General features: G+C 57.8%; 8 protein-coding genes. 4 read left to right on the forward strand and 4 right to left on the reverse strand.

From position 1 onward, the window contains the following. Positions 1-16 precede the first annotated feature (16 nt). Positions 17-2,671 (forward strand): glycoside hydrolase family 3 C-terminal domain-containing protein, encoded by a 2,655-nt coding sequence (locus tag OHL14_RS11015; RefSeq protein ID WP_263379397.1) that lies wholly within the window; start codon positions 17-19, stop codon positions 2,669-2,671. Between the two features lie 286 nt (positions 2,672-2,957). Continuing rightward, positions 2,958-6,962 (forward strand): LamG domain-containing protein, encoded by a 4,005-nt coding sequence (locus OHL14_RS11020; RefSeq protein ID WP_263379398.1) that lies wholly within the window; start codon positions 2,958-2,960, stop codon positions 6,960-6,962. Here OHL14_RS11020 and OHL14_RS11025 read toward each other — a convergent pair. Beyond that, positions 6,898-7,227, reverse strand: coding sequence for a glycoside hydrolase family 38 N-terminal domain-containing protein (locus OHL14_RS11025; RefSeq protein ID WP_317890412.1), 330 nt, complete (start codon positions 7,225-7,227; stop codon positions 6,898-6,900). The two genes, OHL14_RS11020 and OHL14_RS11025, sit on opposite strands and share 65 nt — an antisense overlap. Before the next feature lie 591 nt (positions 7,228-7,818). Here OHL14_RS11025 and OHL14_RS11030 point away from each other — a divergent pair. Both OHL14_RS11030 and OHL14_RS11035 read left to right on the forward strand, forming a co-directional pair. Further along, a complete protein-coding gene (locus OHL14_RS11030; RefSeq protein ID WP_263379399.1) occupies positions 7,819-10,752 on the forward strand; it encodes a DUF1800 family protein in 2,934 nt (977 codons plus the stop codon). A gap of 120 nt (positions 10,753-10,872) precedes the next feature. Beyond that, complete coding sequence (locus tag OHL14_RS11035) at positions 10,873-12,234, forward strand: DUF1501 domain-containing protein (RefSeq protein ID WP_263379400.1); 1,362 nt, start codon at positions 10,873-10,875, stop codon at positions 12,232-12,234. A gap of 306 nt (positions 12,235-12,540) precedes the next feature. On the opposite strand, the gene OHL14_RS11040 is transcribed toward OHL14_RS11035, so the two are convergent. The 3 genes from OHL14_RS11040 to OHL14_RS11050 form a co-directional block, all read right to left on the reverse strand. After that, a complete protein-coding gene (locus OHL14_RS11040; protein ID WP_263379401.1) occupies positions 12,541-14,226 on the reverse strand; it encodes a TIGR03118 family protein in 1,686 nt (561 codons plus the stop codon). Between the two features lie 125 nt (positions 14,227-14,351). Then, entirely contained in the window at positions 14,352-15,107 is a 756-nt protein-coding gene (locus tag OHL14_RS11045) for a cupredoxin domain-containing protein (RefSeq protein WP_263379402.1), read from the reverse strand. Positions 15,108-15,125: 18 nt separating this feature from the next. Then, on the reverse strand, positions 15,126-16,604 hold the full coding sequence (locus tag OHL14_RS11050; protein ID WP_263379403.1) for a prefoldin domain-containing protein: 1,479 nt from the start codon (positions 16,602-16,604) through the stop codon (positions 15,126-15,128). Positions 16,605-16,629 lie beyond the last annotated feature (25 nt).

The following is a 16,629-nucleotide window of genomic DNA, read 5'->3' on the forward strand; positions in this document are numbered from 1 at the left end:
CACTTTGGAGAATGTCATGACCCATCATCTGAAATGGACTCTCGCTGTCGCCGCCTTGTGCACGGCGCCGCTTATGCCGTCTTTCGCGCAGCAGGAGACAGCGCACATGCCGTTCATGAATCCGCAACTCGCCCCGGAGGAGCGCGCCACGGACCTGGTGCATCGCATGACGTTGGCGGAAAAAGCATCGGAGATGCAGAACAACTCCGCCGCCGTGCCGCGCCTCAATATCCCCGCCTATCAGTGGTGGAGCGAGGCTCTTCACGGCGTGATCAATGATGGCGTCACCGAGTACCCAGAACCGGTGGGACTGGCGGCGACCTTTGACCCCGCAGGCATACACGCCATGGCAGGACAGATAGGGGTCGAAGGCCGCATCAAGCATGTGCAGAACCTTCGCGAAGGCCACGTCGGCATCATGGGAGGACTCGATTTTTGGTCGCCCAACCTGAACATCTTTCGCGATCCACGCTGGGGCCGTGGACAGGAGACGTACGGTGAAGATCCATTTCTGACGGGGCGCATGGGAGTAGCCTATGTAACGGGACTGCAAGGCGACAACCCAAAGTACTACCTGGGTATCGCTACCCCGAAGCATTTCGCCGTTCACAGTGGCCCTGAGCCGACCCGCCACTTCGCCGATGTCGACGTGAGCAAGCATGACGAGGTCGATACTTACGAGCCGGCCTTTCGCGCGGCCATCGTCGAGGGTAAGGCAGCCTCAGTGATGTGCGCATACAACGCCATAAACGGTGAGCCAGCCTGTGCCAACCAGTATCTCCTGCAGGATCAGCTGAGGGGGAAGTGGGGCTTTCAAGGTTACGTCGTCTCCGACTGTGACGCGGTGCGCGACGTCGCAGCGAATCATCGCTATCGGCCCACGCAAGCACAGGGTGCGGCCATCTCGGTTATCCGAGGCATGGATAACGAGTGCGTAACCTTCTCCACTCGCTTTGGCGAGCCTGTCGAGAAGGCTTACATCGATGCCGTGCAGCAGGGCTACCTGCCAGAAAGCACGCTCGATACCGCGCTGGTCCGTTTGTTCACCGCACGCATCAAGCTTGGTATATTTGACCCGCCTTCGATGGTGCCCTACACGAGCATCGAGGAGAAAGAACTGGATAGCGCTGAGCACCGCTCCCACGCGCGCAAGTTGGCGGAAGAGTCGATGGTGCTGCTCAAGAACGATGGCCTGCTGCCTCTCAACCCGGAGATCCACAAGATTGCCGTGGTGGGACCACTGGCGGAGCAGACTGAGCCGCTCATCGGCAATTATGCGGGGCACCCAACTCATATCGTCTCCATTCTTGAAGGGCTGCGCGCGCAGTTCCCAGGTGTCACAATTACCTACGTGCCCGGCACACAGTTTCTGCATTTCGACGGAACCCCCGTCCCCAACAGTCTGCTGACCACTAGTGACGGTAAGCCTGGTCTACATGCCGAATACAACGAAGGCCGTCGAGGCTTCGACGATGTGCCCAAGAAGCTGGTGGAGCGAACAGAGCCAAACATCAATCTTTCCAAATCGACCATGCCGAAACAGGTCGAGAACCGCAAGCGCTTCGGCGTAGAGTGGACCGGCTCTCTCACGCCCACCGATACAGGGGAGTATCTGCTCGGTGTGCGCAGCCAGGGTTCCGTTCGCGTGAGCGTCGACGGTAAACAGGTGGCTTCATCTTATGGCGGTGGTCATGACCCTGTGCCCGTCATGGGCCGCGTGAAGCTTGAGAAAGGGCGCAAGGTGGCGCTTGAAGTCTCCGGAGGCACACAGGACGGCAACGCCTATGCTGAGCTGATCTGGAGCAAATACGATCCTGCAGTCGCACCTGAAGCCATCGCCGCTGCGCGCAATGCGGATGCGGTGATTGCCGTCGTGGGCATCACCAGTCAGCTTGAAGGAGAAGAAATGCCCGTGACCGAACCAGGCTTTCTAGGTGGCGACCGCACCAGCATCGATCTGCCGCAGCCTGAAGAGAACTTGGTGGAGGCAGTCGCAGCGACAGGCAAGCCCCTTGCTGTGGTGCTCGTGAACGGCAGCGCATTAGCCGTGAACTGGATCAACGACCACGCAAACGCGATTCTTGAGGCCTGGTATCCCGGTGAAGAAGGTGGCGCGGCCGTGGCCGAAACATTGAGCGGGAAGAGCAACCCCGCCGGTCGGCTGCCGGTCACCTTCTACAAAGGCGTGGAAGGACTACCAAACTTTGAAGACTATGGCATGGCGAACCGCACGTATCGCTATTTCACGGGCAAGCCGCTCTACCCCTTCGGCTACGGCCTCAGCTACACCACCTTCGGCTACAGCAACCTCTCGCTTTCCCAATCAACCATTGCCGCCGGGCAACCCGTAGACGTCGATGTCCTCGTGACCAACTCAGGAAAACTTGCGGGGGATGAGGTCGTGCAGCTTTACCTGAAGTTTCCTGACGTCAAGGGAGCTCCGAAGGTCGCTCTTCGCAGCTTCGAGCGCATCCACCTTGATCCCGGTGCGAGCCAGAAAGTACACTTTCACCTCACTCCGCGCGATCTCGGCATGGTCACAGAACTCGGCTCGCCAATCGTCTCCGAGGGGGACTACAGCGTGAGCGTGGGAGGCGGGCAGCCTGGAACTGGGAGTCCTGGCGCATCCGGCAAGTTCAGCGTGACCGGCACATATGCACTGCCTGAGTAGCCTTCTCTCTAGGGAGGCCATCCCTCTTTCTTGCGCTCTACTTTAGAGCGTAGGGATCTGCTGGTGCGTTAGCGGCGACGTGTTCCTTTGGCGCTTCAAGCGCCACTGCCCCAGTAAGTCCGTGGCCGTGCGTGTTATTGGTGCTCAGGAGCGGGCCTGTGAAGCCCGTGGCGGTGACGATGACTTGCCATGATCTGTCTGACAGGTAGATAATTCGTCCGACTTCATCGACAGGTCTTCACTCTCTATGAAGTTGCACGCGATCTGCAGTCTCCGGGAGTAATCTTTGCGTCCTTCGCGCCTTCTCCGCATCCTGCTGCTTGCCTCGGCCTATTGCTTCACATTCAAGTTTGCTGCTCAGCAGCCGGGCGGAACACCAATTTCCTCACCGCCCACGCCAGAGCCTGGGCTGCTCTTCTATCTATCCGGGGATCATGGCTTCCAAGCCGACTTTGCCGCCAGCGGGCTCGCCGATCCCAACTTCCTCAAGGACGTCAAGATCCTCCCCAATGGCTCTAAGGGTAGCTACCTCCAATGCGGAGATACGCAGCTCCTTAGCTATTGGGCTCCCGGCAACATTTACGCGCAGCGCGGAACGTTGGCTTTCGATTGGCGCGCACGCAGCTCGGTAGACGATACCGCTTTTCCAATTTTTCGTGTCGGTTACGGCGACCACTCGTCGTGGGACATGGTCTGGCTTCGCATCGACTACAACGGCCACGGCTTTGATGCCTTCGTCACAGATGTTAACCTCGGCCGCACCCGCGTCAGCTATACGCTCCTCGCGCCACTTGATCCCATGTCCTGGCAGCACATCGCGATCACGTGGGATGAGACCACCGGTATTAGCCTCTACCTGAATGGCAGGCTCATCGGCTCCGCTGCCGCAACCGGCATGTTCGATGCAGCACTCGACCAGTTTGGCCCTCATTCGCGTGTCATCGCCCCCGATGGTGTGGAGTCCAGTTACAACTACGATCGCGGCGGCGACCTTGATGAACTCCGCATCTACGACCGCGCCCTATCGGACACCAACATCACTCAACTCTCCAAGCACGAAACTCCAACCGAGATTCCATCTCTATCGCGCGATCTAGCCCACCGTAACTGGCAGTCTGAATGGCTCTTCGACAATGGCTGGAATCGTCCGGACGATATCCCCGCGCCTCTTCCCACCGCCGAAACTACTGTGCGCAAGGTACAGATCAACGACGCTTACGACCTCAAGCGCTGGTGGTATAAGGGCATAGACGGCATTCGCGAAACCACCTGGCCGGGCGTCTACAACCGGTCTCGACTGCCTAACCGCTATGACTATTTCCAGCTACCCGACTGGGATTGCTACGCGCTTTCTGGCAAGTCCATCGTCTTCCACATGCCGGATGAGAAGTGGAACCATCTTGAGATCGAAGGTGGCGCATGGGGCAGGGCTGCTCTCTTGACGCCGAGCAACGACCCTGGGTCCGCAGTCAATCCTGATCAGTACGACACCGAGCCTCTGCTAGCCAAGACACTCTTTGATCGGCCTCGCGGCCAACAGCATACCTCACACGACTTCGCTATACCTTTGACCGGCCAGCTTGTTCGCTTCACCAACGAGCAGATCGAGTGGCCCATTCAGGAGTTGTCGGCCTACTATGTCCACCCAGGCAAAGCTCCCGAAGGCTTTGCCACGCTGCGCTATACGCTCACGGCCTCTGGTGCCGTCGACAACCCCGCACTTATCTCTCTTGAGCACTTCATCAAAGGCCGTTATCCCTCTGACGAACGCGCGACGATCGTTGCTAGCCCCGGTTCTACCCCTGCGAGAGTTCGAAATACTCCAACCACTTCGTCTGATTGTCATCCAAAGCCAAACGAGGGACTCGTGCCAGCCGAAACCTGCACGCTTCAGCTTCCGCTCGTCCACATTCTTATCCCCTCAGACTTCCGTGATCTTCAGGCCGATGAAGGACACGGCACGGGTTATAGCTGGCGAAACCTGCACGCAGGCCTCGACGGCATCTCCTTGGATATCCCCGCGCTCAATCTCAAGCCAACCAACGGCCCATACATCCCGATGAGCATCCGGGTGAAAGACCCTCTCTGGCCTATGCGAGACATGCTCGACTTCAGCTTTTCGGTAAAGCCCGGAGAGGCGCATACTCTCTGGCTTGATCTCCGCGACCGCATTCTGCCTCCCGACGCAAGTCTTTATCTCACCATAGCGTCCGCTTCGCCGGAGTTCTCTCCAGCCTCGCTCGAAGGCGCGCAGCTACGCCTTGTATTCAAGCCCTATGCAGAAGCCCTTACAGAACATGTTGCCGACCGCCTCAACCAGGTACGCGACAACTTCGCGAATATGACCGAAGAATCGGTAAACTCGCGCAAGCTTAACCTCTATAACCGCTTCGAAGCAGACATCACCGATCTGCTCCGCGTCGATCCGACGAATAAGCTTGGCCTGGCGTACTGGCATGAAAAAAGCCCAGAACAGCCTGCCAGTGTATACGCACCGCCACCTGCGCCTGCAGGCGTTCCTTCCTGGGCGTGGCTCCAGACCCGCGACCTTGAGGAATACAGCAGACTCATCAATTGGTGGGTCGACAATCGTCAGATCTCTGATGGCGAAATGGGTGGAGGTCTCTCCGACGATTCGGACTTTTTTGAGTGGTGGCCCGGCCTCGCGCTTATGGGCGCGAACCCGGACAAACTGCGAGTCTCGCTCAATCGGGGTCTTGAAGCTATCTACAACAATGGGATGTTCACCAACGGTCTCGCCACCGCGCAGTACGACGAACTCCATGCCTATGAAGACGGAATCAATATGGTCGGCGAAGCCATGATGATCGACTATGGCAACCCCAAGGAGATTGAGCGCGCCATGCTGACCGCCAAGCGCGAAGCCGAGTGGCTTACCGGATATAACTCCGCTGGCCAGCGTCAGATCAAGTCTTCGTACTATAGCGGCACCAAGATGGCCGAAGGTGGGGTATGGGGTTGGGGCAAGGCACAGAGTTACTTTGTCTATCACCCTGCACTTCTCCTTGTGGACTATAACGGCAACCCCGAGGCAAAAAGGATGATTACCGAAACCGCCGATGGTTTCCTGGCGCATCGTCGCCCCGATGCAAACGGTAAGATGCAGATGCATTTCACCGTCAATTTCCATACCAATGAAGACAAGGTCACGCCAGGACTCGCACCGTGGTTCGTCCTTTGGGGGGCCTATCGCTTTACCGGAGATAAGAAATATTTAGCTCCTTTCAACGATGACCCAGCGACTGCCCTCCGCGTTATCAATGCTGACACTCTTGATGTACTGAACGTTCGGAATACTTGGGGGAATAGTGTGCTCGCCGCTTCAAGGAAGGGGAATGACGCCTCACGCCGCACGGATAATGGCACACCTTCCGAGACCAACAATCACTTCGCTTGGCAGCTCACGGGTGATACCGCCTATCTCGATAAGGTCTATACCGCGCAGCTCCACACTGCCTCCGATCGACAGTTCATCAACCGTGAAGGCAGTCTTTGGATCGATCGCATTTACTTCAACAACGGTGAGCTGCAACGTGCTCGGCTTGGTGGCGTCGCTCTGATGCGCAATCAGGACTTTCCAGGAAACGTTATCAGTTGGAGCTTCGAACCCACTGCTGATAATCCGACTCCCGAAACCTCCGTCGGTATCCTGGTTCCCATCGCCACTGACGATCACATCAAGGTCGTTGCCTACAACCTCAGTGACACTCCCATCAAAGCGAAAATGATTGGTGCGGAAATCAGCCCCGGGAAGTGGGAGATGAAATACACCAACTCAGGTGATGATGTCGCCAGCTCCTCGGCACCGAAGACGGTCGAATTCGAGCGAAGCTCGGCGCTTCCCATTACCTTCCCACCCCACGCCTACACTGAAGTGGAACTCAACCTAAAAGAAAAGGGTACGCCCTACTGGGAGCGCCCCGACCTTGGCATCAGCTCCGACGACGTCAGCCTGGAAGGCCACACCATGAAAGTCACCATCCATTCGCTCGGCGCCGTCGACGCTCCGGATTCGAAGCTTACCCTCCGCGACGCCGCAGGTAGGATACTCACTACCGCCCCCATCCCAGCGCTAAAGGCGCCCCTTGATCTGATTCCGAAGATCGCGGTCGTAACCCTGCACGTTGCTGATATTGCCAGCGTGGCCACGGACACCCTCACAATCGACAGTCCTGCCCTCGAAATCACACTCGTCAACAATCAAATCACTGTGGGCTCAACCAACCGCACTCGAAGCGCAGCTCAGGAGTTACTGCACAGTCGCCGATAAGGATGCAGTTGCGCATGTACCCAGAGCTGGTCTTGCCAAAGTCTTTGCGGAAGTACTCCTTGCCATAGAGAATCTGGCGGATGATGGATTCAGCCGATGGATCATTCACGTCGTTGTCTTCCATCGACGAACCTGCCGGGAACCATCGACCTGCGGCCACATATTGCTTTACCTTTTCGTAATCAGCCGGATAATACTCCTTCATCATGCGGTAACGGTTAGCGCCGCTGAAGTTGAAAAGATAGTGCGGATACTTCTCAAACAATGAGAAGTTGTCTGAGGTCCATGTAGGTTCGGCCGATCGTGTCGCGAATGGCCGCTTCGACCTGCGGCTCCCGATCGAACTTCCCGCTAATTTGTGTGGCCGCACGGTTCAGCGCAGTATGCACCGTCATATCGGGATCATGTTCTAACCTGCGGTCAAAACATTCGGCTCTGATGCGCCTCTTGTTGTCGCCTTACGATGCACCTTGTATCACTTGTCCGCGCCGTCTAGATGAACTACAGACCCATCGTGTAGACTACGGCAAAGTTGCAACCCCAGGTCGACTGGTTGGCGAACCTCTCTCAGAGAGCCCAAGCGAGGCTCTACATCTCTCCCAATCTACGGGCACTCGTGTGTTACGCGTGACCACGGAGCCCGCATATGTATAAGTCACGTCGAAGCGGCTACGCTCACGGATCACTTTGGCTGAACTTTCCGTCGTTGCCTGTCTTGCGTTTTCCACTCCTTCTGGCGATGGTTTTTTCACTTGCATCCCTTTCAGGATGCGGAGCAGGAAGATTTCTGCAGTGTGGTGCTTCGAGCACTTGTCCTTCTGGCATTACGCCAGTCGCCACATCGCAGACGATCCAGATGCAGAGTGCAACTTACAGCGTTGCAGAATCAGCCAATAGTGTTGTTCTTACTGTCACGCGCGTTGGAGGATCGGTCGGCGCAACGTCTGTGGCATACTCCACAAGCAACAGCACCGCAGTCAGTGGAACCGCTTTTACCGGGACTACAGGTACGCTTAGCTGGGCGGACGGCGACGGCGCTGCCAAAACGATAACGATCGCGATCACAGACCAGCAGCTTACCCAGGGTAGCCAGGCGTTCACTGTCACATTGAACAGTCCTGTGGGCATCGCGACGCTTGGCACCGTAAGCAGCGCCATCGTCACGATTCTCGATAACGACGCTTCTTCGGGCAACAGTTCTGGAAACCCCGCCGGTTTTGTTCAGTTCGCGTCATCTTCGTACAGTGCGAGCGCAACCGCTGCCAGCGTGGCTCTCACCGTCACGAGAACGAACGGCACCAGTGGCGCTATCTCTGTTCAGTATCGAACCGTGGACGGAACCGCTGCTGCCGGAAGCGTATATAGAGCCACAACCGGCAACCTGAACTGGGCTGACGGCGACGGCGCCAGCAAGACCATCACTGTCCCGCTGCTCGCACAGACCCCGTTTACCGGCACCGAAAACTTTGCCGTGATTCTCGGCGACACGACAGGTGGTGGGTCTCTCGGCAACCCCTCCACGAGTGTCGTCACGCTATCGAGCACGAACGGGCCGGTTTCCCTGACGATAGACAATCAGAGAGGCATACGAATCCGTGTCACGAACTCGTCCAAGTTCAGTGCGACCATCACCGGGGCTCCAAGTTCGAGCATCAACTGGACACTCAACGGCGTCTTGAACGGTAACGCACAGCTGGGCACCATCACACCGAACAGCGATGGCAGCATCACTTACACCGCACCAGCGGTTGTGCCGACTCCTAATAATGTTCTTATACTCACAGCGACCAGTGCGACAAGTCCCGTGGCAACCGATAGTCGCGAGATCGTTGTGTTGAATCCGATCCCTACCTTGACTGGGATCACGCCACAAACGACGAATCCTGGCAGCGTCACGGTGAACCTCACCGGACTGAACTTTCTTCCGACTGCTCTGTTCTATGTGAACGGGACAGCTACGCCCGTCACCTGGGTAAGCCCCACACAGTTGACTGCCAGTCTGAGCTTGAACACTCCCGGCAACTACCTGCTGCAGGTAGCCAATCCTGATCCTGGGTATTCGGCGACCGGGGAGGTGGACCTGATGGTCAATGGCACGCCGCCAGCAACTCCGCTTACGCCGCAGGCCGCCTCGCGCTTCCTCGATCAGGCTACATTTGGAACGACCTCAGGTGATATCCAGCATCTTTCGAACATCGGTTATCAAGCGTGGCTCAACGAGCAGTTCGCGTTGCCCAACGTTTCGCATGTGCCTTACATCGATCAAGAGTTGCAAGTCGATGTGCCGCCCATCTGTGCCGCTAACGATGTGAAGTGCAACACCGCGCTGTATCAGACAACGAATGATAACGATGGCATCGCGCAAAGCTTCTTTATCCAGGCGGTCACGGGTCAGGATCAACTCCGTCAGCGCGTTGCCTATTCGCTCAGTCAGTTCCTTGTAATTTCAAATAACAACGGAAGCGCTACGATGCAGCAGCCCCGCGGTTTCGGGACTTATCTCGACGTTCTGGAAAATGACTCCTTCGGCAACTTCCGCAAGCTTCTGGAGGACGTCACCCTTAACGCGCAGATGGGACAGTTTCTCTCGACGCTGGGTAACGAAGGACAGAATGCGGCCGCGCACGCCGATGAAAATTACGCTCGCGAGGTGATGCAGCTTTTCACCATCGGGCTATATCAGCTCAACGCCGACGGCACCAACAAGCTGGATGGAAGCGGCAATCTAATTCCTACCTTTGGAAATGCCGACGTCGAAGGTCTCGCCAGTGTCTTTACCGGCTTCAGCTACAACGTGCCCGCGGGCGCGCCAGATAATTACACTCCAAACGATAGCGTTGACTGGAGCAACGGTTCGAGCAACGTAGGCTCTATGGTCGGCTTTGAGTTGTTACCCATGAAGAGTTATGCCAGCCACCATGCGACGTCAGCCAAGAGCTTCCTTGGAGTCACCATACCGGCGTCCTCTTCCAGCGATCCGAATGGCGATCTCAAAATCGCATTGGACACGCTCTTTAATCATCCCAATCTGCCACCCTTCGTCTGCAAGCAGCTCATCCAGCACATGGTCACCAGCAACCCAAGTCCTGCTTACGTTGCGCGTGTCACAAAGGTCTTTCAGGACGACGGTACCGGGGTGCGTGGAAATATGCAGGCAGTTATCTCTGCGATACTCCTCGATCCCGAAGCCACGAACGCTGCCGCGGCCTACAGCAATCCGCAAGCTGGCAAAGTGCGGGAGAGTCTCATCCGGTATCTTGAATGGGCCAGGGCTTTCAGCGCGCAGTCCTACACGGGCGGATTCGAAATCGGCTCGCCCGAAGGTAGGCAGTATGGGCTGGGAGAGATGGCTCTGCGTTCTCCTTCAGTCTTCAACTGGTTCCAGCCTGGTTACGTCCCACCGAACACCTCAATCTCAGCGGCGGGCCTTGTCTCGCCTGAGCTGCAGATGACCGATGTCGTCTCGGTCGTCGGCTACATCAATTACATGGAAGACGCTGTAGGCGCCGATAGCTCGTCCTTCAACAACTACGGCCTTGACGTCTTCTCTACCTACTCTGCGGAGTTGCCGCTGGCAAGCGATCCGCAAAAGCTCCTCGACCATATCAATCTTCTCCTGCTGGCTGGCTCCATGAGCGCTGACCTGCAGCAGAGGATACTTACGGCAATCAACAGCGTCGTCATACCGAACAATGGAGTTCAGAACGATCTGAACTACGCTCTTATCACCCGCGTCAGACTCGCTGTCTTCCTCACCGTAAGCTCTCCAGAATTTGCTGCACAGATATAACCGACGCCGTCTTCGCACCCGTCGAAGCGTTACACCCTCACCAGGAGCGGTAGCATGAACAAGTTTGATCGATCACGAAGGGCCTTTCTCCGGTCGTTCTCCTATACTTCCCTGGCTGGCATGTCGGCCAGCCCTTTCCTGCTGCGTATGCAGGCACTCGCTGCGCAGACTCCTCAGCCGGCTTCGGGGTATCGTGCTCTTGTCTGCATCTTTCAGGGAGGAGGAAACGATGGGCACAACCTGCTCGTGGCTACGGATCAGACCTCCTTCAACGCCTACACGCAGGCCCGTGCCGCAGCGCCCGGACTTGCATTCTCCTCGGGCCAATTGCTTTCCGTTTCGCCAAAGACACCGCAATTCGGCCACACCTTTGGCCTCAATCCGTATCTGTCTGGCCTGCAGAGTCTGTTTGAAAACGGTAAGCTCGCTTTTATCGCGAATGCCGGAACGTTGATCGCGCCGACAACGAAGACCCAGTACAACGCCAACTCAGTTCCCCTGCCTCTCTCACTCTTCTCCCACGCGAATCAGTCAAACGAGTGGCAGTCCATCGCCGCGAATGGCAATCTCACCGACTACCGTGGATGGGGCGGATCGTTTGCCGATCAGTTGCAGGGCCAGAACAGCACCCCCGTCCTTACCTGCATCTCCACCGGAGGCAATGCGCTCTTCCTCGCAGGTGAGTCGACCACGCAGGTCAGCGTATCGCAGAACGGCCTTACACCGATCAGCGGCCTCTACAACGACATCTATGGACAGACCGGGGCAAGCAGCTCGCTTGCATCGGTCCTGGAGACCAGCGAAGCGAATCTCTTCGCGAAGGAATATGAAGCGGTCCTGCAAAGATCGGTAAAGGTTCAGACGCAGCTGGCCAGCGCCATACTGCCGGCCGGGCCAGGCGGTGTCGCAAATCCTCCCGCCTCGCTCGATTCCGTGGCTCCATTCAAAGCGATTGACACTACGCTCGCCACAAGTCTGCAGACAGTTGCCCGCATCATCGGTGCCCGTACAAGCCTCGGCATGACGCGCCAGATCTTCTTCGTCTTTCACAATGGATACGATACGCATGATGGAGAGGTAACCACCCACCGCGCGCGCATGAACGAGCTGAACCTTGCTCTCACCTACTTCGACCAAGTGCTCACGACCATGGGTCTCGAGAACGATGTGACCACTTTCACCAGTTCCGATTTTGGTCGCACTCTCACCTCAAACAGCGACGGCACGGATCACGGCTGGGGCAATCACCACATCGTGATGGGCGGCGCCGTGAAAGGCGGCGACATCTATGGCCAGTGGCCGATCATTGGGTCAGACCAGCAGAACGACGTCGGCTACGGTCGGCTGATCCCCGGCATCTCCGTTGAGCAATATGCTGGCACGCTCGGAAAGTGGTTGGGCCTGAGTCAGACGCAACTTAATTCTGCATTTCCGAATCTGGCGAACTTCGGCAGCAACCCGCTTCTTGGGTTCATGGGGTAACACTTTCGACGAAGAGCCAAATAAATGAATGCTCGGTGCCAGAGCGCACCCTTCCAACGCGAGGCCCCATTGGCACTATGCTTGGCGGCAACAGTTTCTGGATCCGCCAACGTCAGAACCCACTGGTTTTGTGACGAATAGGGGCCTGTGGTCCATCCCACAGACGTTTCGGGGCGTGTAAACCATCCGAAGATAACCTTGAAAAAGAATCGAGCCTGGGGTGCCCTGAAAGCTGGACATCCCCAAGCCCAATTTTGAACCCGTTCCGATGACTACGGACTACGGGTTGCTTGATCAAGTGACGACCTACTGAACGGTCAGGTTGACTGTGGACGTGTGGCTCGTTGTTCCTGATGTTGCGGTGACTGTGATAGCTGAAGTCCCTGCTGGAGTCGTCGTATTGGTGTATGAGCCGCAACCAGCAAGGGTTGCAGCACCCACCGCAGCGCCGACCAGCACAAGTAGAACCCTGGGGTTGATTCCAAGTTTCTTGCGACCAGCGAAGAGCAAGATGCCGGCAAAGGGCATAAACGCGAGGACCGTGTAGGAGCCTCCGCCGCCGGAGTGATGGAACGGGGTAGTCTCGTTGCTCGCCTTATAGCCGCCTGTAGAGATGGTAAGAGTCTCCGTTGCGCTCGCGTTCGGCGTGACGGTCAGCGTTGGCGAACTGAAGGTGCAAGTTGAGTTCGCAGGCAGTCCACTGCAGGCGAAAGTGACAGGGCCGCTGAAGCCATTGATGGGAGCGACCGCGAGAGTAAGCGAGGCACCGGCATTATTCGCAACCGTTGCGACGGAGCTTGAGGTGCTGAAGCCGAAGTTGGTGGTGCCTCCTGTCGCCGCGTTCTGGCTGATCGCGCCGAAGACACCGTGTGTCTCTGCATCAAGGCCAGCCGCGAAGTACAACGTGTTCGGATCGCCGGCGTTCGTCGTGGAGGGAGTGCCATTTACAACGCCGTTGCCGAAGACGATCTCCCAAAGGCCAACGTAACTGCTGGCCACACCTGCGCCAGGATACTTGGAGAGAATGGGAGCGCCGGTAGCATCGGTGATCTGGCCCAGGTAGGCATAGCTGTTGGGATCATATACGTTGATGACGCCGTCGCCGAGGTTGCCGACGAGCAGGTTGCCGCCGTAGATGCCGAAGCCGGCAGGAGCCAGTGCCATGCCCCAGGGGGCGTTCAGGTTGCCGCCGGTGACGGCGCGCTTGAGGAAGTTGCCGTTGACGTCAAAGACGCTGATGAAGCCCGTATTGGGGCCAAGGGTCTCGCTGTAGGTGCTGGTGGAGCGCAACATATAAGTGACGTACACCTGGTTGGAGATCACGTGGATGGCATATGTCGCGTATCCGGCAGGGACGTTGGGATCGGTGAACGAACCGGCTAGCGTGGTGGGCTTGAAGGTCTGGTCATAAGCCTCGACCTTGGCACCGGCACCGAAGTTCGCAGCCAGCAGTACAGTACCGCCAGCGCTCGGGTCGAGTGCGATGGCAGTGTAAACAGCCTTCGCTGCAGAGTTGTCAATGGCCTTCAGCGAGATGCTGCCGGTGGTGCCGAGCTTGCCGTTCCAGCCCCAGATGGAGCCGTCCAGTGACGCGAACATAAAGCTGGCCTTTGATCCGTTGGAGAGCAGAAAGCCGGTGGTGCTGTTAAAGACTGTGCCGGTGGGCTGACCAGTGCCAGTGCCGCTGGCCGCGGGAATGGAGGTCTTGAACTGGATCGCCCCATTGGCGAAGTTGACGTAGGAGTAGCCGGTAATGGCGGTATCAATCCAGAAGTCGGACGGCCCGGAGATGCCCCACGGGTCGACGAAGCCGGGGTCGGTGACGGTTGCGGGAACGTAGCCATCGGAGATGATATTCGTGAGGCTATAGCTGCCGGCTGTCTGGGCCATGCCAACGGAAGTTGCCAGAGTGAGGGTAAGAGCGGCTGCGCCTTTGACAAGGAGCGTGGCAAGGCTGCGGGACCTTGCCGGCATGCTTGGTTGGTTGGTCATTGAGAGTCCTCCTGGAGCGATTTCGCCAGGCGGGGCTGCGCTGGCTTTTGGCTCGACTCTCAACGTAAAACTGCCGCTGCGGGGAGTTGTCAGGAAGATGTCTCTATGTTGTCATTTGTTCCGCATTAGTAAGGCGAGCCTTCCGGATGCTGCGAATAGGGCTTGCCGAACTTGTCGGTGTGCGGCTGTGGCGTCTGTAGCATGATGTCCATCGCGCCCGCATCGGTATTCTCTGCACCCACTTGGATGCGGCGCGTTGCCTTTTCAAGACTCGCTTCTGTCGCGTCCTCTGCCCACACCTTCAGCAGATACGTGCCCGGTGGAACCTGGTGCAGTTGAGCGGAGCTTTGCGTCGCCACCGCGAAATAAGGTGTAGCTACCGAGACGATGACCGCCCCCATGTCGGGATGAATGTTGCAGAAGATGTAGGAGACGCCTTCACGGTTGAACGGAACCGAGTGCGATGTTCCTGTCTCGTAGAGGCCAAGATCGAACCGCCGGCCGTTGAAAAGCGAGAACACGTTGTGGAAGAACGGGTCGCGGTTCGGGAAGGCAACCAGACTCCCTGTGGGGACCACAAGCAGATGCGGTTGGAACATCTTGTCCTTCTGCACCATCTGGAAGCTTTTGCCGGTACCCGGTTTAACGGTGAGATCGGTTTGGCCGTCAGCACCAATGGGAGAGAGCCAGACGACGACCGGAGCGTTGGCTGAAGGGACGCGCGACTTGCCGTCAGCGGCTTTCACTGTCAGGTGGACGCTAACATCTGCATCCGTCTGAGCGGACGCACGATGCACAAGGCCGCAGCCCATCACGAGCACTGCGAACAGTACCTGTCCGCTTTGGCGATAGATGTTCGCTGTTCTGCAAATGTGTTCCATGGTTGGTCTGATCCAAGACTAAAACTGGTACCCAAACGTAAGCGTATAGATGTTGGCCGTGTTGACGCTGCCGAGAATAGGCCAGCTCTGCAAACGACGGTACTCGGGCGAAAGGATGATGGACGACCACGGACGGAAGACCAGGTTGCCTACGCTGCTGCGGTTCCGGGCGTAGAAGAAGACGGGGCTGGCACCCGACAACGGTACCGAGTTGCGCAGCTCGTTGCCCGAGGCGGAATCCTGACCGATGGAAGCATTTGCGTCCAGTGTAGCGGAGAGCTTGTAGCCCCACTGCAGCCAGCCGCCTTCTGCGTCCAGCGCACGCAGATAGGTCGCCGTGCTGTTCGGGAAGTTGTAAGTCACGGTGTTGCGATAGGCCCCGCCGCCGAGATCGCCAAGGCCTCGACCTCGGTAAAGTTCTCCTGCGATACGTAGCCGTGTACCCAAGGGGACCATCCAGTCCGCTGTAGTCACCCAGGTATCTACCCGCTGGTCACCTTTGTATTCCTGCCTACCGTACAGGCCTCCGATGCCTAATTCAAAGCGATGCTGATCCTTGCCAGAGCTGTAGGCGACACGTGTTTCGTAGCTGGGCTGGCCGGATGCCTCGCCAGCTCCGATAGACCGCTGGGTCAGGTTGCTTGCAGCATTGAGCGTCTGCGTATCGAGCAAGCCTAGCTGAAACGACAGCGCCCGGTCGGGGTTTTGGAGGGTGAAGGAATGCGTCCAGATGAACTGAGGCGCCCATGTCCACAGATTGCCCGACCATGCCAGCGAAGGCTGCGCGACCGTAGCAAACGAGTCTGGTGAACGAGGAGAGATCAGCGGCGTGTCATAGTTGGCTTCGAGCGAGTCATGCGTCCACGCGGCTGTGATCGCTGCTGTGCGCAGGCGGACCGTCCCCGCTGGTCCGCTGGTCGCCGAGCCCGTAACTCCCCCAAAGAAGTCCATGCTGACGCGGGCGCTCGTCTGGGCTCCACCCAGTACGGGCCCGGTTCCTTCCAGCCCCAGGATCGTCTGCCGCAGGCTTGCGCCCGTACTCGCGTTGCTGCTGGTCGAGCTGGGAAGCAGCGCGCTGCTTGGCAGGTCGATCTGATCGACCGTTCCTTGGTTGACGAAGGAGTTGAACAGTACCAACCCGGTCAACCGCACCGGAAATCTCGACGAGCTTTCGACCTTGCTCTGTTGCTGCTGGGCCGATGCGGACTTGAGAATGTCGATATCTTCCGATTTGTCTGAGCTGCGCTCAGAGGGCTCGGTTGCCGCCGCCGACGCAGTCGGAGTTGCCGTAGTCGCACCCGATTTCGGTAGCGCATCCTTGGCAGCCAGCAGCAAGCGCAGACGGTCAATCTCCGCTTGCATCTGCTGCATCTGCTTCTGGGACCGCTCCACCTGTTGTTGCGTTGCGCGCAATGCAGCAGCCAGCTTTTCCAACTGCTGCGATACCGAGGTATCGGCACTCCCCTCCGTCTGTGCCTTGGCAGGGAGTGCGGCCACGATACAGAGCAATGAAGCCAGGACG

It is taken from the genome of Granulicella paludicola (genome assembly GCF_025685545.1).
In the GTDB taxonomy this organism is placed as follows: Bacteria; Acidobacteriota; Terriglobia; order Terriglobales; family Acidobacteriaceae; genus Granulicella; species Granulicella paludicola.